Source organism: Pseudomonas sp. LBUM1674 (assembly GCF_059695635.1).
In genome coordinates, this window is the sequence record NZ_CP166779.1 from 6,879,716 (window position 1) to 6,902,371 (window position 22,656).

Sequence of the window (22,656 nt, forward strand, 5' to 3'; positions counted from 1 at the left end):
CGCAGGGGAGACTTGATATGTCCTATCAGTTCGACTTCATTCCAGTGGTGCAAAACACCGACCTGTTGCTGCGCGGTGCGCTGTTCACCCTTGAACTGACCGCCATCGGCGCGGTGCTCGGGGTTGGCCTGGGTATCGTCGGGGCGCTGGTGCGGGCGTGGAACATTCGTCCGTTCTCCGGGATTTTCGGCGTCTACGTCGAGTTGATCCGCAACACGCCGTTTCTGGTGCAGCTGTTTTTCATCTTCTTCGGCCTGCCGTCCCTGGGTGTGCAGATTTCCGAATGGCAGGCCGCGGTGCTGGCGATGGTGATCAACCTCGGCGCCTACTCGACCGAGATTATCCGCGCCGGCATTCAAGCGATCCCTCGAGGGCAGCTGGAAGCCGCTGCCGCCTTGGCGATGACGAGATTCGAAGCCTTCCGCCATGTGGTCCTCCTGCCAGCGCTGGGCAAGGTGTGGCCGGCCCTGAGCAGCCAGATCATCATCGTCATGCTCGGCTCGGCGGTCTGCTCACAGATCGCTACCGAAGAATTGAGCTTCGCCGCCAACTTCATTCAGTCGCGTAACTTCCGCGCCTTTGAAACCTATGCCCTGACCACGCTGCTTTACCTGTGCATGGCGTTGTTGATCCGCCAGTTGCTGAACTGGATCGGCCGCCGGTACATAGCCAGGAGCAGCCAATGAGCGATTTCACTTTCTGGGACATCCTGCGCAACCTGCTCACGGGCCTGCAATGGACGCTGGCACTGTCGCTGGTGGCGTTTATCGGCGGTGGCCTGATCGGCTTGCTGGTCATGGTCATGCGCATTTCGAAAAAACCCCTGCCGCGCAGTGTCGCCCGCACCTGCATCGAACTGTTCCAGGGCACGCCGCTGTTGATGCAGCTGTTCCTGGTGTTCTTCGGCGTGGCGCTGGCCGGGGTGGAGATTTCACCGTGGATGGCGGCGGCGATTGCCTTGACGCTGTTCACCAGCGCCTACCTGGCCGAGATCTGGCGCGGTTGTGTCGAGTCGATTCCCAACGGCCAATGGGAAGCCTCTTCAAGTCTGGCACTCAATCCGCTGGAGCAACTGCGTTACGTGATCCTGCCGCAAGCCCTGCGCATCGCCGTGGCGCCGACCGTGGGCTTCTCGGTGCAGGTGGTCAAAGGCACCGCCGTCACCTCGATCATCGGCTTCACCGAACTGACCAAGACCGGCGGCATGCTCGCCAACGCGACCTTCGAGCCGTTCATGGTCTATGGCCTGGTGGCCCTCGGTTACTTCCTGCTCTGCTACCCCTTGTCCCTCAGTGCGCGCTACCTGGAAAGGAGACTGCATGCCTCTGCTTAGAATTTCGGCCCTGCATAAATATTACGGCGACCACCATGTACTCAAAGGCATCGACCTGAGTGTCGAGGAAGGCCAGGTGGTGGCGATCATCGGCCGCAGCGGCTCGGGCAAGTCCACCTTGCTGCGCACCTTGAATGGCCTGGAGTCGATCAACGACGGCGTGATCGAAGTCGACGGCGAATACCTCGACGCCGCCCGCGCCGACCTGCGCAGCCTGCGGCAGAAAGTCGGGATGGTGTTCCAGCAGTTCAACCTGTTCCCGCACCTCACCGTCGGCGAAAACGTCATGCTGGCGCCGCAAGTGGTGCAGAAAGTGCCAAAAGCCAAAGCTGCCGAGCTGGCCCGGGAGATGCTGGAACGGGTCGGGCTGGGGGAGAAATTCGATGCCTTCCCGGATCGGCTGTCCGGTGGGCAGCAACAGCGGGTGGCGATTGCCCGGGCTTTGGCGATGTCGCCGAAGGTTTTGCTGTGTGACGAAATCACCTCGGCGCTGGACCCGGAACTGGTCAATGAAGTGCTGAGCGTGGTTCGACAGCTTGCCAAAGAGGGCATGACCTTGATCATGGTCACCCATGAAATGCGCTTTGCCCGGGAGGTTGGGGATAAGTTGGTGTTCATGCATCTGGGTAAGGTGCATGAGGTGGGGGATCCGAAGGTTTTGTTTGCCAATCCGCAGACGGCGGAGCTGGCGAACTTTATTGGTACTGTTGAAGCGGCAGGCTGATAGTTCTTCAGCGCCAGTGATACCCTCATCGCGAGCAAGCTCGCTCCCACAGGATCTGCGCTGGAATACGATTGTGTGTTCAACCCGGAAACCTGTGGGAGCGAGCTTGCTCGCGATTGGCTGCGCAGCGGCCGCCGGCTTTGCTGCTCAGGATCAATGCTTTGAACTCTGCGCGTTGGCGGCAGCGTTTGATCGTGGCACGATGTCAGGGTTATCGACCGAGACCCCCAGACCATGCCGCAATCCCAAGCCAAGAATCTGTCCCTGATCGCCGCAATCGACCTGGGCTCCAACAGCTTTCACATGGTCGTGGCCAAGGCCCAGAACAGCGAAATCCGTATTCTCGAACGTCTCGGGGAGAAGGTTCAGCTGGCCGCCGGTATCGACGATGAGCGCCAGCTCAGCGAAGAATCCATGCAACGCGGTCTCGATTGCCTGAAGCGTTTCGCCCAACTGATCAGCGGTATGCCGCTGGGTGCGGTGCGAATCGTTGGCACCAACGCCTTGCGTGAAGCCCGTAACCGCGTCGAATTCATCCGTCGCGCCGAAGAAATCCTCGGCCACCCGGTGGAAGTCATCTCCGGTCGTGAAGAAGCGCGTCTGATCTACCTCGGCGTCTCCCATACCCTCGCCGACACTCCGGGCAAGCGCCTGGTGGCCGACATCGGCGGTGGCAGTACCGAATTCATCATCGGCCAGCGCTTCGAGCCGTTGCTGCGCGAAAGCCTGCAAATGGGCTGCGTCAGCTACACCCAGCGCTATTTCAAGGACGGCAAGATCACCCCGGCCCGCTATGCTCAGGCGTACACGGCAGCGCGGCTGGAGATCATGAGCATCGAACACGCCCTGCACCGCCTGACCTGGGATGAAGCCATCGGCTCCTCGGGCACCATTCGCGCCATCGGCCTGGCGCTGAAGGCCGGCGGTCATGGCACTGGCGAGGTCAACGCCCAGGGCCTGGCCTGGCTCAAGCGCAAACTGATCAAGCTCGGCGACGTCGAGAAGATCGACTTCGAAGGCATCAAGCCTGACCGCCGGGCGATCTTCCCGGCCGGGCTGGCGATTCTCGAAGCCATCTTCGATGCCCTTGAGCTGCAACGCATGGACCACTGCGAAGGCGCCCTGCGCGAAGGTGTGCTCTATGACCTGTTGGGTCGTCATCACCACGAAGACGTCCGTGAGCGCACCCTCAGCTCGCTGATGGAGCGTTATCACGTCGATCTGGAACAAGCGGCGCGGGTCGAACGCAAGGCGTTGCACGCGTTCGATCAAGTGGCCGAGGATTGGGACCTGGATGACGGCATCTGGCGCGAACTGCTGGGCTGGGCTGCCAAGGTTCATGAAGTGGGCCTGGACATCGCTCACTATCACTACCACAAGCATGGCGCCTACCTGATCGAGCATTCGGACCTGGCGGGATTCTCCCGCGAAGACCAGTTGATGCTCGCATTGCTGGTGCGCGGTCACCGACGCAATATTCCCCGGGACAAGTTTGCCGAGTTCGGCGATGAAGGCATCAAGCTGATTCGCCTGTGCGTGCTGCTGCGCTTTGCGATCCTGTTCCATCACATCCGCGGCACCCAGCAAATGCCTCAGGTCGTGCTGCACGCCAACGGCGACAGCCTGGATGTTTTTTTCCCGGAAAACTGGCTGGATGAAAACCAGCTGACCCAGGCCGACTTCGGTCTCGAAGCGGAATGGCTGACTCGGGTCGGCTTTGTGCTTAACGTGCGCTGACACTGAAAAAGGCCTTCTTCGGAAGGCCTTTTTTTATGTCCTGAATTCAGCAAACAACGCCCCCCCTGTGGGAGCGAGCTTGCTCGCGATAGCGGACTAACCTTCAACATAAATATTGAATATGCTGCCCCCATCGCGAGCAAGCTCGCTCCCACAGGTTCCTGGCGTTAGCGAACTGTGAGAATCGGACTGCCCAAACGCTCCAGCAGCGTCGCTTGCGCACTGCGCGGGTTCTGGTTGCCGGTCGGTGTGTTGCGGATATAGCGACCGTCCGCCTGCAGGCTCCAGCTATGGGTGTTGTCGGTCAGATACAGCTCCAGCTCCTTCTTGACCCGCATGATCAGCTTCTTGCCTTCCACCGGGAAGCAAGTCTCAACGCGCTTGTCGAGGTTACGCTCCATCCAGTCGGCACTGGACAGGAACATCTGCTCCTCCCCGCCGTTAAGGAAGTAGAAGACCCGGGTGTGCTCCAGGAAACGCCCGATGATCGAGCGCACGTGGATGTTGTGCGAAACCCCGGCGATGCCCGGCCGCAGGCAGCACATGCCGCGCACCACCAGATCGATACGCACCCCTGACTGACTGGCCTTGTACAGCGCGCGGATGATCTTCGGATCGGTCAGCGAGTTGAACTTGGCGATGATGTGCGCCGGTTTGCCGTCGAGGGCGAACTGAGTCTCCCGGGCAATCATGTCGAGCATGCCCTTCTTCAGCGTGAACGGCGCGTGCAGCAACTTCTTCATGCGCAGGGTCTTACCCATGCCGATCAGCTGGCTGAACAGTTTGCCCACGTCTTCGCACAAGGCGTCGTCGGAGGTCAGCAGACTGTAGTCGGTGTACAGGCGGGCGTTGGCCGCGTGGTAGTTGCCGGTACCCAAGTGAGCGTAACGGACAATTTCGCCGGCTTCGCGACGCAGGATCAGCATCATCTTGGCGTGGGTCTTGAAACCGACCACGCCGTAGATCACCACTGCACCGGCCGCTTGCAGCCGGCTGGCCAGTTGCAGGTTGGACTCTTCATCGAACCGCGCACGCAACTCGATGACCGCGGTGACCTCCTTGCCGTTACGCGCGGCATCGACCAGTGCATCGACGATTTCCGAGTTGGCGCCGGAGCGGTACAGGGTCTGGCGCACCGCCAACACGTGCGGGTCCTTGGCCGCCTGGCGCAGCAGGTCGACCACCGGAGTGAACGACTCGAACGGGTGCAGCAACAGGATGTCCTGCTTGCTGATCACGCTGAAAATGTTCTCGCTGTTCTGCAGCAGTTTCGGGATCTGCGGCGTGAACGGCAGGTACTGCAGCTCGCGCTGACTGTCGAGACCGGTGATGCTGAACAACCGGGTCAGGTTGACCGGGCCGTTGACCTGATACAGCTCGGTCTCGTGCAGGTTGAACTGCTTGAGCAAATAGTCGGACAGTTGTTTCGGGCAGGTATCGGCGACTTCCAGACGCACCGCGTCACCGTAGCGACGGGAGAACAACTCGCCGCGCAAGGCGCGGGCCAGGTCTTCGACATCTTCGGTGTCGACGGAAAGGTCGGCGTTACGGGTCAGACGGAACTGGTAGCAACCCTTGACCTTCATGCCCTGGAACAGGTCATCGGCATGAGCGTGGATCATCGACGACAGGAACACATAGTTGTCGCCAGGGCCGCCGACTTCTTCCGGCACCTTGATGACCCGCGGCAGCAGACGCGGGGCCGGGATGATCGCCAGGCCGGAATCGCGACCGAAGGCGTCGATACCTTCGAGTTCGACGATGAAGTTCAGGCTCTTGTTCACCAGCAACGGGAACGGGTGGGTCGGGTCGAGGCCGATCGGGGTGATGATCGGGGCGATCTCGTCGCGGAAAAAACGGCGAACCCAGGTTTTGATCTTGGTGGTCCAGTGACGCCGGCGGATGAAGCGGACCTGATGCTTTTCCAGTTCCGGCAACAGAATGTCGTTGAGGATCGCGTACTGGCGGTCGACGTGACCGTGTACCAACTCGCTGATGCGGGCCAGGGCTTGATGCGGTTGCAGGCCATCCGCGCCGGCCTGCTCACGGGCGAAGGTGATCTGCTTCTTCAGGCCGGCCACACGGATCTCGAAGAATTCGTCCAGGTTGCTGGAGAAGATCAGCAGAAATTTCAGCCGCTCCAGCAACGGGTAGGACACATCCAGCGCCTGTTCCAGCACGCGGATATTGAACTGCAGTTGCGATAGCTCGCGATGGATGTACAGGCTGCTGTCATCCAGGCCGGGAATGGCAATCGCCGGCGTCGCCGCGGCAGGCTCGGCCACCACCGCGGAGGGAGCAGGGTCCAGTTCCGGCGGGGTTTCGGCGATTCGCTCTACCACAGGTTGAGCCTCTTTTACGGCGACTTCAGTGAGTCCTTCGGTAGTCATGGAATGTTCCTGGGAGGGCTATTGTTGCTCTCGTAACAATTGAGCGGCACGGACGGCAAAGTAAGTCAGGATGCCATCAGCGCCTGCACGTTTAAAAGCGGTCAGGGATTCGAGGATAACCCCTTCGCTCAACCAGCCATTCTGGATCGCTGCCATGTGCATGGCGTATTCGCCGCTGACTTGATAAACAAATGTCGGTACTTTGAATTCTTCTTTGACCCGATAGAGGATGTCCAGATACGGCATGCCCGGCTTGACCATGACCATGTCCGCGCCTTCAGACAAGTCCGCCGCCACTTCGTGCAGGGCTTCGTTGCTATTGGCCGGGTCCATCTGGTAAGAGGCCTTGTTGGCCTTGCCCAGGTTCAGCGCCGAACCCACCGCATCGCGGAACGGGCCGTAATAGGCGCTGGCGTACTTGGCAGAGTAGGCCATGATCCGTACGTTGACGTGATCGGCCAGCTCCAGGGCTTCGCGGATCGCCTGGATGCGCCCGTCCATCATGTCCGACGGGGCTACGACCTGAGCGCCAGCTTCGGCGTGGGACAAGGCCTGCCTGACCAGCGCATCGACGGTAATGTCGTTCTGCACATAGCCTTCTTCGTCAAGGATACCGTCCTGACCGTGGGTGGTGAACGGGTCCAGGGCAACGTCGGTGATCACGCCCAGCTCGGGGAATTGCGCACGCAAGGCGCGGGTGGCGCGCTGGGCAATGCCGTCGGGGTTCCAGGCTTCGGCGGCGTCCAGGGATTTGAGTTCAGGCGGCGTCACCGGGAACAGGGCTAATGCAGGAATGCCCAGCTCGACCCACTTGGCCGCTTCTTCCAGCAACAGATCGATGGTCAGGCGCTCGACACCCGGCATCGAGGCCACCGCTTCGCGACGGTTTTCACCGTCCAGCACGAATACCGGCAGGATCAGGTCATCGACGGTCAGAACGTTTTCACGGACCAGTCGACGCGAAAAATCATCACGGCGATTGCGACGCAGGCGGGTTGCTGGAAACAGACGGTTGGCGGGGGTAAAGCTCACGGCAGACTCCTGAGCCCGCGCTGGGGGCGAGCGTGACAGTTATAAGCGACCATTATGACCGTCGTATTACAGTTATGTGCACCCTGTGACCGGGGGGCGTTCTCAATTAGTTTCCCCGCCGCGCCGGGTCTGCTGTTGTGTAGGGCAAGGCGCGAGAAGAGAACGCCCCCTGTAGTCGCATTCCATTCTCCTTGTAGGAAATGTTCACGTCGAGACACATTTGGACACTTTCATGAATGTGCACGAAGGGTTAGGCTGCGCGTTCATTTCGCCAGCATCCAGACAATGCTCCAACAATTTCTTCAGGAATTCGGCTACTTCGCCCTCTTTCTCGGCACGTTCTTCGAAGGCGAAACCATTCTGGTGCTCGCAGGCTTCCTCGCGTTCCGCGGATACATGGACCTCAAAGTGGTGATGATCGTGGCGTTCCTCGGCAGTTATGCCGGTGATCAGCTGTGGTATTTCCTGGGGCGCAAACACGGCCGCAAGTTGCTGGCACGCAAACCGCGCTGGCAATTGCTGGGCGACCGGGCGCTGGAACATATCCGCAGGCACCCGGACATCTGGGTGCTGAGTTTCCGCTTTGTTTATGGACTGCGCACGGTGATGCCGGTGGCAATCGGCCTGTCGGGCTATCCGCCGGGACGTTATCTGCTGCTCAACGGGATCGGTGCAGCGATCTGGGCTGCCGCGCTGGCTGCCGCGGCCTATCACTTCGGCGCGGTGCTCGAAGGCATGCTCGGCAGCGTCAAGAAGTACGAGCTGTGGGTGCTGGGCGCCCTGCTGGTAGTAGGCTTTGGCCTGTGGCTGCGGCGGCGCTTCAAGAATGCCCGTCTGGCGAAGAAAATCTACGCCGACGAGCAAGCCCTGAAAGCCGAACAGGCCAAAGCCGACGGTCCTAAGACGCCAGTCGAGTGAAGCGGTTTCTGCAACAGTAGAGACCGATAACGCTGAGCAGGCTGTAACTGAGCACCCCGACCCAGCCCACCGCACTGGCCGGCCACAGCCCGACCACTGGCGCCAGCCATACCAGCGGCAGGTTCGATGCCAGCCGCAGCAGCTCCAGCTTCAACGCCCACGGGCGATTCTCCAGGGCCACGCCCAACACGAACAAACCCAGCGCCACGGCACTCCAGCCGAGCACCAGGGCGGCTGTCGGCAGATGCTGCGCAAGATTCATCAAGTAGCTGCCCAGCGCGATGTAGACGCAAAACTGCAACGCCACGTAAAGCTGCTGACGCCCATCCAGCGGCACCTCGAACTTGCGGAACTGACTCAGGTCCGGTTTGTTCATCGGGTACTTCGCCGCCACATCCGCCGGCCGCCAACCGGTGCGCATGAACCAGATCCGCAACTTGTCCCACCTGCTCCCGGCTCGCCGTGCGTCATCCCATAATTGCACGTAGAACTGCACGTTCGCCCACAACGGATTCCAGCTCGCCAGCGGCGTGGTCACGCCGAAAATCACCGGCTCGTTGTCGTCCTCTTCCTGGAACGAGCCAAATAGACGGTCCCAAATAATGAACACCCCGCCGTAGTTGCGATCCATGTAGAGAGCGTTCTGTGCATGGTGAGCCCGATGATTGGACGGTGTGACGAAGAACCACTCGAGCCAGCCGAGCTTGGGAATGTGCCGGGTATGCACCCAGAACTGATACAGCAGGTTCAACGCGGCGACGCTGACGAACACCAGCAGCGGCACTCCCAGCACGGCCATGGGCAGGTAGAAGATCCAGCTCAGAAGAAACCCGGTGCTGGTCTGGCGCAGGGCGGTGGAGAGGTTGTAGTCCTCGCTCTGGTGATGCACCGAATGCGCCGCCCAGAGGATATTGCGCTCGTGACCCAGGCGATGCAGCCAGTAGTAACAGAAGTCGTACAGGACGAAGGCGAACACCCAGACCCAGACACTGTCGGGCGCGAGCTCGAACAGCGCCAGATGCTTGAGGGCAAATGCGTAGGTGACCAGGCCGACACCCTTGGTCAGCAAGCCCGTAGTGGTCGACAGCACGCCGGTGCTGATGCTGTTGATCGCGTCGGCCACCCGGTAATTGCTCACACCGCGCCAACGGTCGGCCAGCAGCTCGATGGCGATCAGCACAAAGAAAAACGGCACCGCATACAGAATGAAGTCCATGACGCGCCCTGATCGGAGTCTTGAGGACAGATCCTATGTGTAGTCGCGAATTATCCCTATGGCAACGAGTGACAAATTAGTGGACATTTAACGCCATGAATCTGGAGAAAAGCCCATGAGCAAAAAAATTGCAGTGATCCTTTCCGGCTGTGGCGTGTACGACGGCGCCGAGATCCACGAGAGCGTGATTACCCTGCTGCGCCTGGACCAGCGTGGCGCCCAGGTGCAGTGTTTCGCACCGAATATTGCGCAGTTGAATGTAATCAACCACCTGACCGGCGAAGAAATGCCCGAATCGCGCAATGTGCTGGTGGAGTCGGCGCGAATCGCCCGGGGCAATATCAAGGATATTCGCGAAGCGGACGTTGAAGAATTCGATGCGCTGATCATTCCCGGGGGGTTCGGAACGGCCAAGAACCTCTCCAACTTCGCCATCGAAGGCGCGGGCTGCACCGTGCAGCCGGAAGTCCTGGCGCTGGCTGAAGCCTTTGCCGAAGCGGGCAAACCGGTCGGGCTGATCTGCATCTCGCCGGCGCTGGCAGCGAAAATCTATGGGCCGGGCGTGACCTGCACCATCGGCAATGATGCCGAGACTGCCGCCGCGATGAACAAGATGGGTGCGACCCACACAGACTGCGCGGTGACTGAAATCGTTGAAGACAAGGCGCGCAAACTGGTGAGCACTCCGGCGTATATGCTGGCGCAATCGATTAGCGAGGCGGCTTCCGGCATCAACAAACTGGTCGACCGCGTGCTCGAACTGACCCACGAAAACGACGCCTGACACCTGATCGTTCCCACGCTCCGCGTGGGAACGATCAAGGTGAACGGGACAACCGGGTGAGGATCCGGTCCAGCGCATTGGCAAACGCTTGCTTCTCGCGTTCGCCAAACGGTGCCGGTCCGCCACTCATCTGCCCCTGCTCGCGCAAATCGGTGAACAGATTGCGTACCGCCAGCCTGTCCCCCATGTTCTGTGCATCGAACTCCTTACCACGTGGGTCCAGCGCTGCAACCCCCTTCTTCACCAGCCGGTCCGCCAGCGGTACATCGCTGCAAATCACCAACTCACCGAAAACCGCGTGCTCCACCAGGTAGTCGTCCGCCGCATCCGGACCACTGGGCACCACGATCAGCTTCACCAGGGCCAGGCCCGGCTTGATCTGCGGCTGCCCGGCCACCAGCACCACTTCGAACCGGCGCTTGAGGGCGAACTTCACCACCAGATCCTTGGCGGCCCGGGGGCAGGCGTCGGCATCGATCCAGACTCGCATCATTTTTCCTCTTCCAAAAAAATTCGCGAGCAGGTCGAATCGTCGCACCGTCGCTCCCACAGGTTATACGCCATCCTGTGGGAGCGAGCCTGCTCGCGAATGTGAGCGAAGCGAATGCTGTTTAAGAAACCGGCACCCGCCGCTTCTCAGCCATCCGGCTACGACTGTACAACACGATGATCGCCAGGATCGCCACCACCTGCGCACTCAGCGAATACGCATCCGCGTGGATCCCCAGCCAGTCGAAGTCAAAGAATGGCACCGGTCGCGTGCCGAAGATCCCGGCTTCCTGCAACGCCTTCACGCCGTGCCCGGCAAACACCACCGACAGCGCGCACAGCAGCCCGGCGTTGATGCTGAAGAACAACGACAGCGGCAGTTTCGCCGAGCCGCGCAGGATCACCCAGGCCAGACCGACCAGCAACACCAGCGCCGTCGCACCACCGGCCAGCACAGCGTCATGACCTGCCGGGCCGGCCTGCAGCCACAGGGTTTCATAGAACAGGATCACTTCGAACAGTTCGCGATACACCGAGAAGAACGCCAGGGTCGCAAACCCGAAACGCCCGCCGCCGCCCACCAGGCTGCTCTTGATGTAATCCTGCCAGGCCGCTGCATGGCGACGGTCGTGCATCCACACGCCGAGCCAGAGCACCATGACGCTGGCAAACAGCGCCGTCGCACCTTCGAGTAACTCGCGCTGCGAGCCGCTGACGTCGATCACGTACGCCGCCAATGCCCAGGTCCCGAGGCCGGCCAACAAGGCCAGGCCCCAGCCGACGTTGACGCTGCGCACCGCCGATTGCTGGCCGGTATTGCGCAGGAACGCGAGGATCGCTGCCAGCACCAGAATCGCTTCCAGTCCTTCACGCAGCAGGATCAGCAAGCCGGAGATATAACTCAGGGACCAGCTCAAACCATCGCTGCCCAACAGGCCGGCGGCTTCCTTCAACTTGGCCTTGGCCGCGTCCAGGCGCAGCTGGGCTTGGGCCACGGGCAGTCCGTCCTGCAACGATTGACGGTAAGCCATCAGGGATTTTTCAGTGTCTTTGCGCACGTTGGCGTCGACGTTGTCCAGAGAGCTTTCGACCAGCTCGAAGCCTTCCAGGTAGGCGGCCACCGACAGGTCATAGGCCTGATCGCGATCGCCGGCCCGATAAGCCGCGAGGCTCTTGTCCAGGGTCTCGGCGGTGTAGTCGAGCAATTGCGCCGGGCCACGCTTGACCTGCGGCGGTTGAGCGCGTTGCGCACGGAAGGTCGCCGCCGCTTGGGGTCCGTCGGCGGCCTGCACTTCTGCCGGAGTCTGACGCGCCAGGTCAGCGATGTTGTAACTCTTCGGACTTTGGGCAGCGGCCGGATCGGCACTGAAGCTGGCGATGTAAGTCGCCAGGTCCCAACGCTGGCGATCGTCCAGCTGATCGGCGAAGGCTGGCATATCGGTGCCTTCGACACCCAGGCCCAAGGTGTTGTAGATCGCGTAGAGGCTCAGGTGGTCCAGGCGCGCCGCATCACGCAGATTGGCCGGCGGCGGTGTCAGGCCGACGCCCGCGGGGCCATCGCCGGCACCCGTATCGCCATGGCAGACGGAACAATGCTGGGCGTACAGCGGCGCTCCACGAGTCGGGTCCGGGGTGATGATCGGGGCCTGGCTGACTTCATAGGCCACTGCCAGTTTCGAGCCGAGTTGCCGTGCCTGGCGGGCGACGTCCGCGCCGTCCTGACGCGCTGTGATCGCACTGCGCAGTGTAGTGACACCTTGCTCGAGCCCGGCCTTCTCCGGCTTGGCCGGCAGCGCGACGATCAGGCCTTGCAGCACCTTGATAAATTCCAGCTGCTCGCGGTATTCGGACTCGTCGATGACCTTGCCTGCTTGCACGGTTAGCGGGTAGTCCGCGCCAATGTAATCGAGCAAATGCAGGGCTTGCGGCGCGCCTTCCACGGTGTCGGCCAGCAGATTGAAACTGCAAAGGGCAAACAACGGCAATACCAGCCAGGCCAGAAAACGGGACGGGACAGTCATGAATGAATCTCAATTGGAAATACGAAGTAACACATTGTTCACTTCCAATGCCATTCACTCAAGCTTTGTTCGTTGATATCGCGACGCCTGCAAAAAAAAACCTGTGGGAGCGAGCTCGCTCGCGATGGTCTCAAGGGCAACGCGTCTATTCAGAAGAAACGCGTTACCGTTGACGTCCATCGCGAGCGAGCTCGCTCCTACAGGGTATTAATCGAAGGTCGGTTGTTTGTGGCCGACCGATTCAGACAGCAACTTTGCGCAGCGTCGCCATGAACGCCGCTGCCCCAATGAACAGGCCGGCAAACGTGCGGTTCATGCGTCTTTGCTGTTTGGGTGTACGCAGCATCCGCAGTACTTTGGACGCCAGCCCGGTGTAACCGGCCATGACAATCAGGTCAACAAAGACCATGGTCACACCGATGATCAGGTATTGCGCCAGCAGCGGTGCATGGGGGTCGATGAACTGCGGCAACACCGCCAGCATGAACACCAGCGCCTTGGGGTTGCTGATGTTCACCAGGAAACCCCGGAACACCAGGGCCATCGGCTTACCAATCTGCCGCACCGCCGCGTCATCGCTCATGTCGCTGGGCAGCGCTCGCCATTGCTTGATCGCGAGGAAAACCAGATAGGCCACGCCAAACCATTTGATCGCGTAGAAGGCCGTGGCCGAAGCGGTGAGGATGGCGCCAACACCGGCGCCGACAATCGCGATCTGCACCGCCAGGCCCAATTGCAGGCCCAGAGCGTTCCAGTAGCCGCGCCAGAAACCGTATTGCAGACCGCTGGACATCGACGCAATGGCGCCGGCACCGGGAGACAGGCTGATCACCCAGCAGGCGGCAAAAAACGCCAGCCATGTTTGAAGCTCCATTGCACACCTCGATTCGGACTCGTGACAGACGTCTAAGCTAATGCTGCTTTGGGCTGATGACTACCGATTTTTTGTAGAACAGAGCGACTGCCAAACTGCGTTTACCGCTGTAAGGCCTCATCGCGAGCAGGCTCGCTCCCACAGTGGTGCTCGGTTGATCATAGAAAACAGGTTCGCTGAGGATCAAATGTGGGAGCGAGCCTGCTCGCGATAGCGGTGTATCAGGCTACAGAAAGCCTATTTCTCGAACCCATTCGAAGGGAATACATCACTACCACGCCAGCGCCTAACCGAACGCTGGAAGAACAGGCTGTTCGGCACTTGCACCATGGCGCTGCCGGTGCCGAGTTCTTCGGCTTCGATCAGCGTGGTGTAGAGCAGGTTGATCGCCACCACCCGCCCCTTGACCCCGAGCTTGTCGGTGGTGTCCACCAACTCGACCACGTCACCGATGCGGAATGGGCCGACGGTAAAGATCAGGATGGCGCAGAGCAGGTTGGAGAGCACACTCCACATGGCGAAAAACGCCACCGCCGCCACCGCGACAAAGCCGGACAATGCAGTCCAGAGCACCGTGGCCGAAACCCCGAGGCGCTCCAGGACGAAGATCAGCGCACTGCCCATGATCAGCCAGCGCAGACCACCGCGCAGCGGCATCAGCAACTGTGGCGGCAATGGATAGCGCTCGCCCAGGCGAGTCAGGCACTTGGCGACGAAGCGTTGCGCGATGTAACCCGCCAACAAAATCAGCAGGATTTGCCCGAAGAGCCAGAGCGGCTCGATCCACATTGCCGCCAGCGGCAGCTTGAAGGCCTCCATCAAGACAGCGCCTCCAGCTCCGCCTGCATGCTTTCGAGCAATTCCAGGGCTTCCATCCAGGCTTCTTCCAGCTCGGCTTCACGCACCTTCAGCCGGGCTTGTTCGGCTAGCAGGTCACGCAGTTCGTTCTTGCGTGCCGGTTCGTAAATATCGCTGTCGCCAAGGCTGGCATCGATTTTCGCCAGTTTCTCGTGCAGCTTGCCCAGCTCGGCTTCGAGCTTGTCCGCCTCGCGCTTGTGCGGGGCCAATTGCTGACGCAGCGCCGCGGCGGCCTGGCGCTGGGCTTTCTTGTCGGTCTTGTCGGGATTGACCGGGGTATTACTGACCGGGGCATTGCGCTGACGGTACTCCACCAGCCACCGTGTGTAGTCTTCGAGGTCGCCGTCGAATTCCTCGACCTTGCCGTCCGCCACCAGGTAGAAATTGTCGGTGGTGCTTTTAAGCAAATGACGATCGTGGGAGACCACCAGTACCGCACCGGTGAACTCCTGCAGCGCCATGGTCAGCGCCAGGCGCATTTCCAGGTCCAGGTGGTTGGTCGGTTCGTCGAGCAGCAACAGGTTCGGCCGGCCCCAGGCGATCAACGCCAAGGCCAGGCGGGCCTTCTCGCCACCGGAAAAATTCAGCACCGGTTCGTCGATCCGCGCGCCACGGAAGTCGAAACCACCGAGGAAGTCACGCAGGGTCTGCTCGCGCTCAGTGGGCGCCAGGCGCTGCATATGCAGCAACGGGCTGGCCTTGGAGTCGAGCGAGTCCAGCTGATGCTGGGCGAAGTAACCGACAACGGTGTTCTCGCCACGGGTCAGTCGACCGGACAAAGGTTCGAGATCACCGGAGAGGTTCTTGATCAGGGTCGATTTACCTGCACCGTTAGGGCCGAGCAGGCCGATCCGCGCGCCGGGGGTCAGTTGCAGCCTGACCTTCTCCAGCACGGTTTTGTCGCCGTAGCCCAAACGAGCATCGGACAGGTCGATCAACGGACTGGAGATCTTCGTCGACTCGCGAAAGACAAAGTCGAACGGCGAGTCGACGTGGGCGGCGGACAACTCTTCCATCCGCTCCAGCGCCTTGATCCGGCTCTGGGCCTGACGGGCCTTGGTGGCCTGGGCCTTGAAACGGGCGATGTAGCTTTCCATGTGCGCACGTTGCGCCTGCTGCTTCTCGTAGGCCTGCTGTTGCTGGGCCAGACGCTCGGCACGGGCGCGTTCGAACGCGGTATAACCACCGCGGTACAGGGTGATCTTGCGTTGATCGACGTGCGCCACGTGATCGACCACGGCATCGAGGAAGTCGCGGTCGTGGGAAATCAGCATCAAGGTGCCGGGATAGCTTTTGAGCCACTCTTCGAGCCAGATGATGGCGTCGAGATCCAGGTGGTTGGTCGGTTCGTCGAGCAGCAACAGGTCCGAGGGACACATCAAAGCCTGCGCCAGATTCAGACGCATCCTCCAGCCACCAGAGAAATCTCCTACCTGTCGATCCATCTGATCGTTGGTGAACCCCAAACCGGCCAGCAGTTTGCGCGCCCGGGCATCGGCGGTGTAGCCGTCGGCACTGTCGAGCTCGGCGTGCAGACGGGCCTGAGCGGCACCATCATGGGCCGCTTCGGCGGCGGCGAGGTCGTGTTGCACCTCGCGCAGGCGCAGGTCGCCATCGAGCACGTAGTCGACCGCGATCCGATCGAGGGTGTCGATCTCCTGGCGCATGTGGGCGATACGCCAGTCCGCCGGCAGGAAGCAATCACCCGAGTCCGGATGCAGGTCACCCAGGAGCAAGGCGAACAGGCTCGATTTGCCGGCGCCGTTGGCACCGATGAGGCCGGCTTTGTGGCCGGCGTGCAGGGTCAGCTCGGCGTCTTCTAGCAGACGTTGCGGGCCACGCTGTAAAGTCAGGTTCTGAAGTCGAATCATAATGGCGGCGGAGTCTACCAGCTTCGCTCGCAACTGGCGCGAGTAGCACGATGTCCTCTGACCTGTGGAGTTTTTCCCTTGGCACTTACGCCCGTCCTGGCGTCGAAGCCGCGTGCCTGAAATTGCAGTCGACGGGCGCCAATGTGTGCCTGCTGCTCTGTGGACTGTGGTTGGGACAGCGGGGAGTCGCCTGTAACGAGCAACGATTGCAGGCGCTTCGCAACGTGGTCGAGCCATGGGACTCAGAGGTTGTACAGCCGCTACGGACATTGCGCACGCAGTGGAAATCCGCTGCGGCCAAGGACATGGAACTGAATGCGTTACGCGAACAGGTGAAGGCACTGGAGCTCGAAGCCGAGCGACTTCTGTTATGGCGGCTGGAGCGATCGACGCACAGTTGGCCGCAGTGTAAGGCGACCGATCTCTCGGCCTGGCTGGAAGGTGTGACGGCAGGTGCCGCCCACCTGGACCGCGACGCGCTGCATCAGCTGCGCGTCGCGGCAACCGGCACTTAGGAAGCGCTGGTTGGGGTGGTGCTGGTGCTCGACGAAGCGGCTGGCGTTGGCGCAGGCGTGGTGGTCGAGGTGGTTGCTGCAGGCGAAGCCGAAGGAGACGGCGCTGGAGTCACTGGCTTGGCAGCGGGCGCAGGAGTCGGCTTGGTAGCGGCGACCGGCTTTTTCACGGCCGGTTTGGCTGCTGGCTTGGCGGCTGGCTTGGCAGCGGCAGGTTTTGCTGCGGCAGTTTTCGCGGCAGTCGCTGGCTTGGCGGCAGCTGTTTTGGCAGCCGGTTTAGCAGCAGTTTTTGCAGCCGGCTTGGCCGCTGCGGTTTTCGCTACGGCCGGTTTCGCAGCCGCGGTTCTTGCAGCAGGTTTAGCGGCCGTTGTTTTCGCAGCAGCTGGCTTGGCGGCAGGTTTGGCAGCCGCGGTTTTAGCCGCTGGTTTCGCAGCGCTGGCAGCCACGGTTTTTTTCGCCGCAGGTTTAGCGGCTGGTTTTGCTGCGGCTTTCACCGGTGCCTTGGCGGCGGTTTTTTTAACAGGAGCCGCAGCAGGCTTGGCCGGTGCTTTTGCAGCAGCCGGTTTGGCAGCGGCGTTCTTGGCAGGTGCCGCAGCAGGCTTGGCTGAACGCAGGGACAACGCCTTGCCGACAGCCTCTTGTACACGACCGACGCCCTGGGCCAGTTTCAGGCTTTCTTGAGCATCGCGCTTGAGTTGCAGGATATAGCTGCGGGTTTCGGATTGACGATCCTTGAGGGCGTCGAGCAGGTCCTCAAGCTCCTTCACTGCGCCCTTGGCTTTGGTCTGCGCCTTGGCCTTGCCGGCCGACGCAGCGTCCTGCAATTTGGTACGGGACTTGTGCAGTTTTTCCTGTGCTTTGCCGCGTTGTTTTTCCAGTTTGGCGAGCAGTTTTTCAGCATCAGCCAAGGCTTGGGAACAAGCGGTTTCCAGATGCTCGAGCAGGCTGCCCGAGAGTTGTTGGAGTAAGTGCAACGGGGTATTTACAGGCTTCTTGGTGGCCGACATGGTTCACTCCTGGCTGACGTGGGTGCGGCTCATACTAGACCTCTGCTGCTACCGCCGCTAGGGCATGTTGACAGTATCCAAAGCGCTGCGTTGCAACGGATGGAAAATGTTCTGCGCTTGCGCAAAACCAGTTCCCCGTTAAGCGTATTCACACTGGCATAATCCACCGCATCTCAGGTCGGAGAGTGCCCATGTCGCGTTACCTTTTTTTATCGCTTTGCGTGTTTTTTTCCGTGGCTCAGGCCGCGGAAAAATCCACGGAAAACGACGCCCGCGATCTCGCTTACAGCCTGGGCGCAAGCCTTGGCGAACGCCTGCGCCAAGAGGTCCCCGACCTGCAACTTCAAGCGCTGGTCGAGGGTTTGCAGCAAGCCTATCAAGGCAAACCCCTGGCACTGAAAGACGAGCAGATCGAACAGATTCTTGCCGAGCACGAAGCCCAGGTTGCCGAGCGACCGGCCATACCGCACAGCGAAGTCGCCCTTGAAAAAGAGCAGCGTTTTCTCGCCGAGGAAAAAGCCAAACCCGGGGTTCGCGAATTGGCAGACGGAATATTGCTGACGGAACTCGCTCCGGGCACCGGCGCAAAAGCCGGCCCGAACGGCAAGGTCCAGGTGGTGTATGTGGGTCGCCTTCCCGACGGCTCAGTGTTCGATCAGAACAGTCAGCCGCAATGGTTCAGTCTCGACAGCGTGATCAGCGGATGGCGCACTGCATTGCAACACATGCCGATCGGCGCCAAGTGGCGATTGGTGATTCCATCGGCCCAGGCGTATGGTGCCGACGGTGCTGGCGACCTGATCGCGCCGTTCACGCCGCTGGTGTTCGAAGTCGAATTGCTCGGCGCTACGGGCTGAATGGCACAAACGAAAAACGGCGCGCATAGCGCACCGTTTTCAACATCTTGCAGGAAGGCAGGTCTTGCAGGAAAAAGGTTCAGGCCTGAACCGGATCCTCTTCCTTGTGAGCCGTGTGCAACACTTCGATCAGGCAATCTTCCAGTTCGAAGCGTTCGTGCAACAGGCCACCCAGCTCCTTGAATTTCTCTGCGACGCATTTGCCCGCATCACACAGGTCGTTGAACGCGAGCAGTTTCTCTGTGATGACGTCAATGCGCGGATAGATCGTCTCGGCCAGTTCCAGGCCGCGCTTGTCGTTGAAGGCCTTGGCCTCGCCCGTCAGCTGTTCGTAGATTTCGAAATGCCCGGCGGACACATAGTCGACCAGCACTCCGCAGAATTCCTGCAGCGGTTTGCGGTTTTCACCCAGAGCCTCAGGCTTGGCGCCGAGATCATCATAGGCCCGAACCAGTTCGTGACGCTCCTGCAACCAGCGGTCGATCAGCAGATGAACTCCACCCCAACGTTCCTGAGCATTCTGACAACTTTCGAGCATGGCGGTCTCTCTTCCCTTGTGGGTCATGCTGCCCTACACCTGTCGCACACTTGAGCATCAAGTTTCGGCCAGGCAGAGCGTCATTCGAGCAACATAATTCCAATGACACGTGCGGGCCAGATTATGCCCGCGCGACAATGGCTTCAAGGTACGCAGGAGATAAAGTTCATACAAGTGTTTAATCACCCACCAATGCCCGGTGCGATGACTCGCCGCTGAGCGGTCGCTGACACGCGCCCCAGACCAGCCGCAACAGCTGGCAAACACCCAGAATCATCGTCGCGACGAAGAACAGCAGGCTCCACTCCGGAATGCTCAGGTCGAACAATGTCCAGGAAACATGCGCGCATTCGGTCGTGCCTTCGAACATCTGCTGCACAACGAACAACCAGGGTGAGGTGGCGAACAGGTCCGCCAGATTGGGAACGCAGTTCGACAGCTGATGCACCGGATCGCTTTGCAACAGTACCTGCCGCAACGCGGTGACCGTACCTGCCAGGCTGCAGCAAAACCCGAGCAGCCAATACATGAACGTACCGAAGCGTCCGGGACCATGCACCGACGCCATCAGGCAGACCCCCGTGAGCAGCGCCAGGCAAATCCGTTGCAACAGACACAACCCGCAGGGCTGGAGGCTGACTGCATATTCCAGGTAATAGGACACACCCAGGGCCAGGGCACCTGCAATGAAAGCCATGAAAAACAAGGAGCGTGAGCAGGCCAAAGACATGGCTTTTCCGTAACAGTGGAGACAGGCGGTTACGGTAGAGTAAAGCGCGCTAGCCTTTCAAGGCAGGCCGGCAGGGACAGTTCAGCAGATGTGTAGGGAATTCCCGACAGAAGCGAGAGGATCAGGTGTAGTCCTTTGTAGGATTATTCCGTCAGCGGCTACAAAGGTAAAAAATCGCCAATGGAAGGCAAACGTTGCGATACGGATTTGCCTGTGGCGAGTTCACCCACCACAGGTTTTCTGTCAGCCATCGCTGCACGATGGTAGGAGCCGGCTTGCTGGCGAAGACGGCGTGTCAGGCGACATCAATGTTGGAGGTGATGACCTCTTCGCTGCGGTGCGGCGATCCGACAAGCCAGCTCCTACAGGTCCCGGAACGCATCAAGCGTGGGCCGGTACCGGCAACGGCGCCGCCAGCAGGCGCTCATCCAGCATGCCCAAACCCTCCTGGAACAGCTGATTGCTGCGCTGGGTGTCGCCCAGTTGCGCCAGCAGTCGCGCCAGTTCCGCGCAGGCTTCCGGATTGCGCTGCACGCGCAGGCTGCTTTCCAGATAGTCCCGGGCCTTGCCCCACAAGCTGCTTTGCAGACATAGGCGCCCCAGGGTCAGCAACAGGCTCGGGTCGGCCGCATGATCCTTGAGCCAGCTTTCCGCAGTGTGCAGTTGACGTGCCGGATCACTGCCGCGCACCAACCCGTACAGGCGCGCCAGATGACTGTCGTAGTTGCGCTTGAGCGCTGCGCGCAGGACCTCTTCGGCTTCGACCTGGGCCCCCAGTTGCCGCAGTTGCTCGGCATAGGCGAGCACCAGTTGCGGCTCCTGACGCTGAGCAGAAGTGAGCTGCTGCCAGGCGCGGTTGAGCGATTGCAATCCTACCGTTCCGTCTTCTTCCCGATGCGCGGCCAGGGACAGGTTTTCCCCCCAGGCCCGGCGTTCCAGTTCGGCCAGTTCGGTCGGTGGCAGGACCTTGTCCTTGCGCAGCTCCGGCAGCAGGCGAATCACCGCCGACCAGTCGCCGCGCTGCTGAAGCAGGCGCTGCAACTGGCGCAAGGTCTGGACGTTATGCGGATGACGCTCGTGCATGGCTTCCAGGGTCACCAGGGCGCCGTCGGTGTCGCCGCGATCAGTCTGTAATTGAGCGTGACTCAAGGCGATTGCCAGCTCGGCCTGCGGCTGTCGTTCGAGGGCGCGCTCCAGCAGCCTGTCGCTTTCCTCGTAGTGACCTTGTTCGTTCGCGGCGCGGGCAGCGCCAAGGTAGTACAGCAGCGGTTGGCGCTCGGCTTCGGCGGCCCGATGCAGATGACGCTGCGCACTGGCCCAACGCCCCTCTGCCAGGTCCAGCTGACCGTGTTCGATCGCCACTTGCACCCGGCGACTGCGATTGCGCCGCGACCAGGGATTGACCACGCCGCTGGAGGTCATCACCAATTCGATCAACGCCTTGATTCCCCAGAATACCAGCCAGAGCACGGCGACCAGGGCCAGGGTCGCCCACAGGCTCGATTCATAGCGAAAGCTCTTGTAGGCGATCAGCACGTAGCCGGAATGCTCGGCAATCGCCAGCCCCAGTGCGGCGGCTGCGGCGATGACCAGGAACACGATCACATAGAGGCGTTTCATGGCGTGGCCTCCGGCTCGGTGCGCGCGGCAGGTTTGGCCATCGGCTTGACCGAATCCTCGGCGTTGACGTTACGCCGTTCCAGATACCCCTGGACCGCACTCAGCGTGCCGGTCAGATCCGGTGTGACCACGCTGACCGGCTGCTTGCTCAATTCACCCACTTGCTCAAGCATCACGTTGCTCTGAGGGTTGTCCGGGTTGAAGTTGCCCTTGAGCACATCCCGCGCCTCGGCCATCGCTTGAGTGTAAACGGCGGCCTGGCCATTGAGTGCCGCCCACTGCGCCTGCTCCAGTGCCAGGCTCAGGGCCAGGCGCACCTGACTCAGGCTTTGCCCTGCCAGCAACGGACGAACATTTTTGTCGGCATTGAAATCGATGCGGATGTAGCGCGAGATCTGATCCCACCACTGCGCCCAGCGACTGGCACCGTCGCCATCGGCGGTCAGCCCCAGCAAGGATTCGCCACGATCCTTGTACTCGGGCGCCAGTTCGGTGAGGTTGATCACCTGATCGCGCAGCGCCCCCAGGCGCAGGAACAGCCCGGTGCGGTCCGGTTGTTCAGTGCTGCGCAACGCCACCAGCGTTTTGGCTACCTGCTCGCGAGCGGCAAAGGAACCCGGATCGTTCTGTTCGCGCAGAATTTCATCGGCACCCTGTACCAGGGCCTGGGCGCTGCTGATGTCCTGCAACGCGGAAAGACGCAGGCTGGCCAGACGTAACAGATGCTCTGCTTCGGCCAGGCGCCAATCCTTGCGGCTGGCGCCCAGGACAGTTTCCAGTCGCTGGTTCAGGCGTTGCTGATCGCCCTGGAGTTGGACCACCAGACGACTGCGTGCTTCAAGCTCGTCGGCGGCGGGCAGTTGTTCGAGGCGCGCAGTCAGGCGCTGCTCATTGAGCTTCAGGCTCTGCGCCTGATCGTTCAACGCCTGCACCTGATTCAGTTGCTGCTGGTTATTGGCTTGCAGGTGACGCACCTGCCAGACGCCCCACCCCCCCACGGCAACACCGGCGGCGCCCAGTAGCAGCGCGACAATTGCCAGCCCGTTGCCTCGGTGCTGCACTTGAGCAGGTGGAGGCGTTTCAACCGGTGCATCGAGCACTGGCTGGACATCATCTTTTGGCAAGGCTGTTTCGCTCACGTATCC

21 protein-coding genes are annotated in these 22,656 nt (G+C 60.9%); 8 read left to right on the forward strand and 13 right to left on the reverse strand.

The features are described 5' to 3' along the window. Positions 1-17: 17 nt before the first annotated feature. From ACA067_RS31610 to ppx, 4 genes are all read left to right on the forward strand, one after another. Complete coding sequence (locus ACA067_RS31610) at positions 18-686, forward strand: amino acid ABC transporter permease (protein WP_497459953.1); 669 nt, start codon at positions 18-20, stop codon at positions 684-686. Then, on the forward strand, positions 683-1,333 hold the full coding sequence (locus tag ACA067_RS31615; RefSeq protein ID WP_497459954.1) for an amino acid ABC transporter permease: 651 nt from the start codon (positions 683-685) through the stop codon (positions 1,331-1,333). Before ACA067_RS31610 ends, ACA067_RS31615 begins: the two co-directional genes overlap by 4 nt. Beyond that, positions 1,320-2,057: an amino acid ABC transporter ATP-binding protein gene (locus ACA067_RS31620; protein WP_497459955.1), complete on the forward strand. Its 738-nt coding sequence runs from the start codon at positions 1,320-1,322 to the stop codon at positions 2,055-2,057. The genes ACA067_RS31615 and ACA067_RS31620 overlap by 14 nt, the downstream gene beginning before the upstream one ends. 234 nt (positions 2,058-2,291) lie before the next feature. Next, positions 2,292-3,794: an exopolyphosphatase gene (gene ppx / locus ACA067_RS31625; protein WP_497459956.1), complete on the forward strand. Its 1,503-nt coding sequence runs from the start codon at positions 2,292-2,294 to the stop codon at positions 3,792-3,794. Positions 3,795-3,961: 167 nt separating this feature from the next. On the opposite strand, the gene ppk1 is transcribed toward ppx, so the two are convergent. Beyond that, positions 3,962-6,184, reverse strand: a complete 2,223-nt coding sequence (ppk1, locus tag ACA067_RS31630) for a polyphosphate kinase 1 (RefSeq protein ID WP_497459957.1) — start codon at positions 6,182-6,184, stop codon at positions 3,962-3,964. 18 nt (positions 6,185-6,202) lie between these two features. Beyond that, positions 6,203-7,216 carry a porphobilinogen synthase gene (gene hemB, locus ACA067_RS31635; protein ID WP_497459958.1) on the reverse strand — a complete coding sequence of 338 codons (1,014 nt, stop codon included), beginning with the start codon at positions 7,214-7,216 and terminating at the stop codon, positions 6,203-6,205. Positions 7,217-7,501: 285 nt separating this feature from the next. On the opposite strand from hemB, the gene ACA067_RS31640 reads away from it, so the two are divergent. Continuing rightward, positions 7,502-8,134 (forward strand): DedA family protein, encoded by a 633-nt coding sequence (locus tag ACA067_RS31640; protein WP_497459959.1) that lies wholly within the window; start codon positions 7,502-7,504, stop codon positions 8,132-8,134. Here ACA067_RS31640 and ACA067_RS31645 read toward each other — a convergent pair. Beyond that, positions 8,115-9,350 (reverse strand): sterol desaturase family protein, encoded by a 1,236-nt coding sequence (locus tag ACA067_RS31645; RefSeq protein ID WP_497459960.1) that lies wholly within the window; start codon positions 9,348-9,350, stop codon positions 8,115-8,117. The two genes, ACA067_RS31640 and ACA067_RS31645, sit on opposite strands and share 20 nt — an antisense overlap. Before the next feature lie 115 nt (positions 9,351-9,465). Here ACA067_RS31645 and elbB point away from each other — a divergent pair, with 115 nt between their 5' ends. Further along, positions 9,466-10,134, forward strand: coding sequence for an isoprenoid biosynthesis glyoxalase ElbB (gene elbB / locus ACA067_RS31650; RefSeq protein WP_497459961.1), 669 nt, complete (start codon positions 9,466-9,468; stop codon positions 10,132-10,134). Positions 10,135-10,168: 34 nt separating this feature from the next. Here the strand turns inward: elbB and ACA067_RS31655 are convergent, their stop codons facing one another. The 5 genes from ACA067_RS31655 to ACA067_RS31675 all read right to left on the reverse strand — a co-directional run bounded on the left by ACA067_RS31655 (position 10,169) and on the right by ACA067_RS31675 (position 16,247). Continuing rightward, complete coding sequence (locus ACA067_RS31655; protein WP_497462877.1) at positions 10,169-10,624, reverse strand: YaiI/YqxD family protein; 456 nt, start codon at positions 10,622-10,624, stop codon at positions 10,169-10,171. 121 nt (positions 10,625-10,745) lie between these two features. Then, positions 10,746-12,644 carry an FTR1 family protein gene (locus ACA067_RS31660; protein WP_497459962.1) on the reverse strand — a complete coding sequence of 633 codons (1,899 nt, stop codon included), beginning with the start codon at positions 12,642-12,644 and terminating at the stop codon, positions 10,746-10,748. Positions 12,645-12,885: 241 nt separating this feature from the next. Next, the gene (rhtB, locus tag ACA067_RS31665) at positions 12,886-13,518 is read right to left on the reverse strand and encodes a homoserine/homoserine lactone efflux protein (RefSeq protein ID WP_150747929.1); all 633 of its coding nucleotides are present in this window, start codon (positions 13,516-13,518) and stop codon (positions 12,886-12,888) included. A gap of 237 nt (positions 13,519-13,755) precedes the next feature. Further along, positions 13,756-14,337 carry a mechanosensitive ion channel domain-containing protein gene (locus ACA067_RS31670; protein ID WP_497459963.1) on the reverse strand — a complete coding sequence of 194 codons (582 nt, stop codon included), beginning with the start codon at positions 14,335-14,337 and terminating at the stop codon, positions 13,756-13,758. Next, a complete protein-coding gene (locus ACA067_RS31675; protein ID WP_497459964.1) occupies positions 14,337-16,247 on the reverse strand; it encodes an ATP-binding cassette domain-containing protein in 1,911 nt (636 codons plus the stop codon). Before ACA067_RS31675 ends, ACA067_RS31670 begins: the two co-directional genes overlap by 1 nt. Before the next feature lie 50 nt (positions 16,248-16,297). On the opposite strand from ACA067_RS31675, the gene ACA067_RS31680 reads away from it, so the two are divergent. Then, the gene (locus ACA067_RS31680; RefSeq protein WP_497459965.1) at positions 16,298-16,762 is read left to right on the forward strand and encodes a TIGR02444 family protein; all 465 of its coding nucleotides are present in this window, start codon (positions 16,298-16,300) and stop codon (positions 16,760-16,762) included. Here ACA067_RS31680 and ACA067_RS31685 read toward each other — a convergent pair. Continuing rightward, entirely contained in the window at positions 16,759-17,766 is a 1,008-nt protein-coding gene (locus tag ACA067_RS31685; protein ID WP_497459966.1) for an AlgP family protein, read from the reverse strand. The genes ACA067_RS31680 and ACA067_RS31685 overlap by 4 nt on opposite strands. 191 nt (positions 17,767-17,957) lie before the next feature. Here ACA067_RS31685 and ACA067_RS31690 point away from each other — a divergent pair, with 191 nt between their 5' ends. After that, complete coding sequence (locus ACA067_RS31690) at positions 17,958-18,623, forward strand: FKBP-type peptidyl-prolyl cis-trans isomerase (RefSeq protein WP_497459967.1); 666 nt, start codon at positions 17,958-17,960, stop codon at positions 18,621-18,623. Positions 18,624-18,702: 79 nt separating this feature from the next. Here ACA067_RS31690 and rsd read toward each other — a convergent pair whose 3' ends face one another. The 4 genes from rsd to ACA067_RS31710 all read right to left on the reverse strand — a co-directional run bounded on the left by rsd (position 18,703) and on the right by ACA067_RS31710 (position 22,650). After that, the gene (rsd, locus tag ACA067_RS31695) at positions 18,703-19,161 is read right to left on the reverse strand and encodes a sigma D regulator (RefSeq protein WP_150798684.1); all 459 of its coding nucleotides are present in this window, start codon (positions 19,159-19,161) and stop codon (positions 18,703-18,705) included. Between the two features lie 178 nt (positions 19,162-19,339). Further along, positions 19,340-19,891: a disulfide bond formation protein B gene (locus ACA067_RS31700; protein ID WP_497459968.1), complete on the reverse strand. Its 552-nt coding sequence runs from the start codon at positions 19,889-19,891 to the stop codon at positions 19,340-19,342. Positions 19,892-20,272: 381 nt separating this feature from the next. Continuing rightward, positions 20,273-21,511, reverse strand: coding sequence for a heme biosynthesis protein HemY (locus tag ACA067_RS31705; protein WP_497459969.1), 1,239 nt, complete (start codon positions 21,509-21,511; stop codon positions 20,273-20,275). Beyond that, entirely contained in the window at positions 21,508-22,650 is a 1,143-nt protein-coding gene (locus tag ACA067_RS31710) for a uroporphyrinogen-III C-methyltransferase (RefSeq protein ID WP_497459970.1), read from the reverse strand. The genes ACA067_RS31705 and ACA067_RS31710 overlap by 4 nt, the downstream gene beginning before the upstream one ends. Positions 22,651-22,656: the final 6 nt, after the last annotated feature.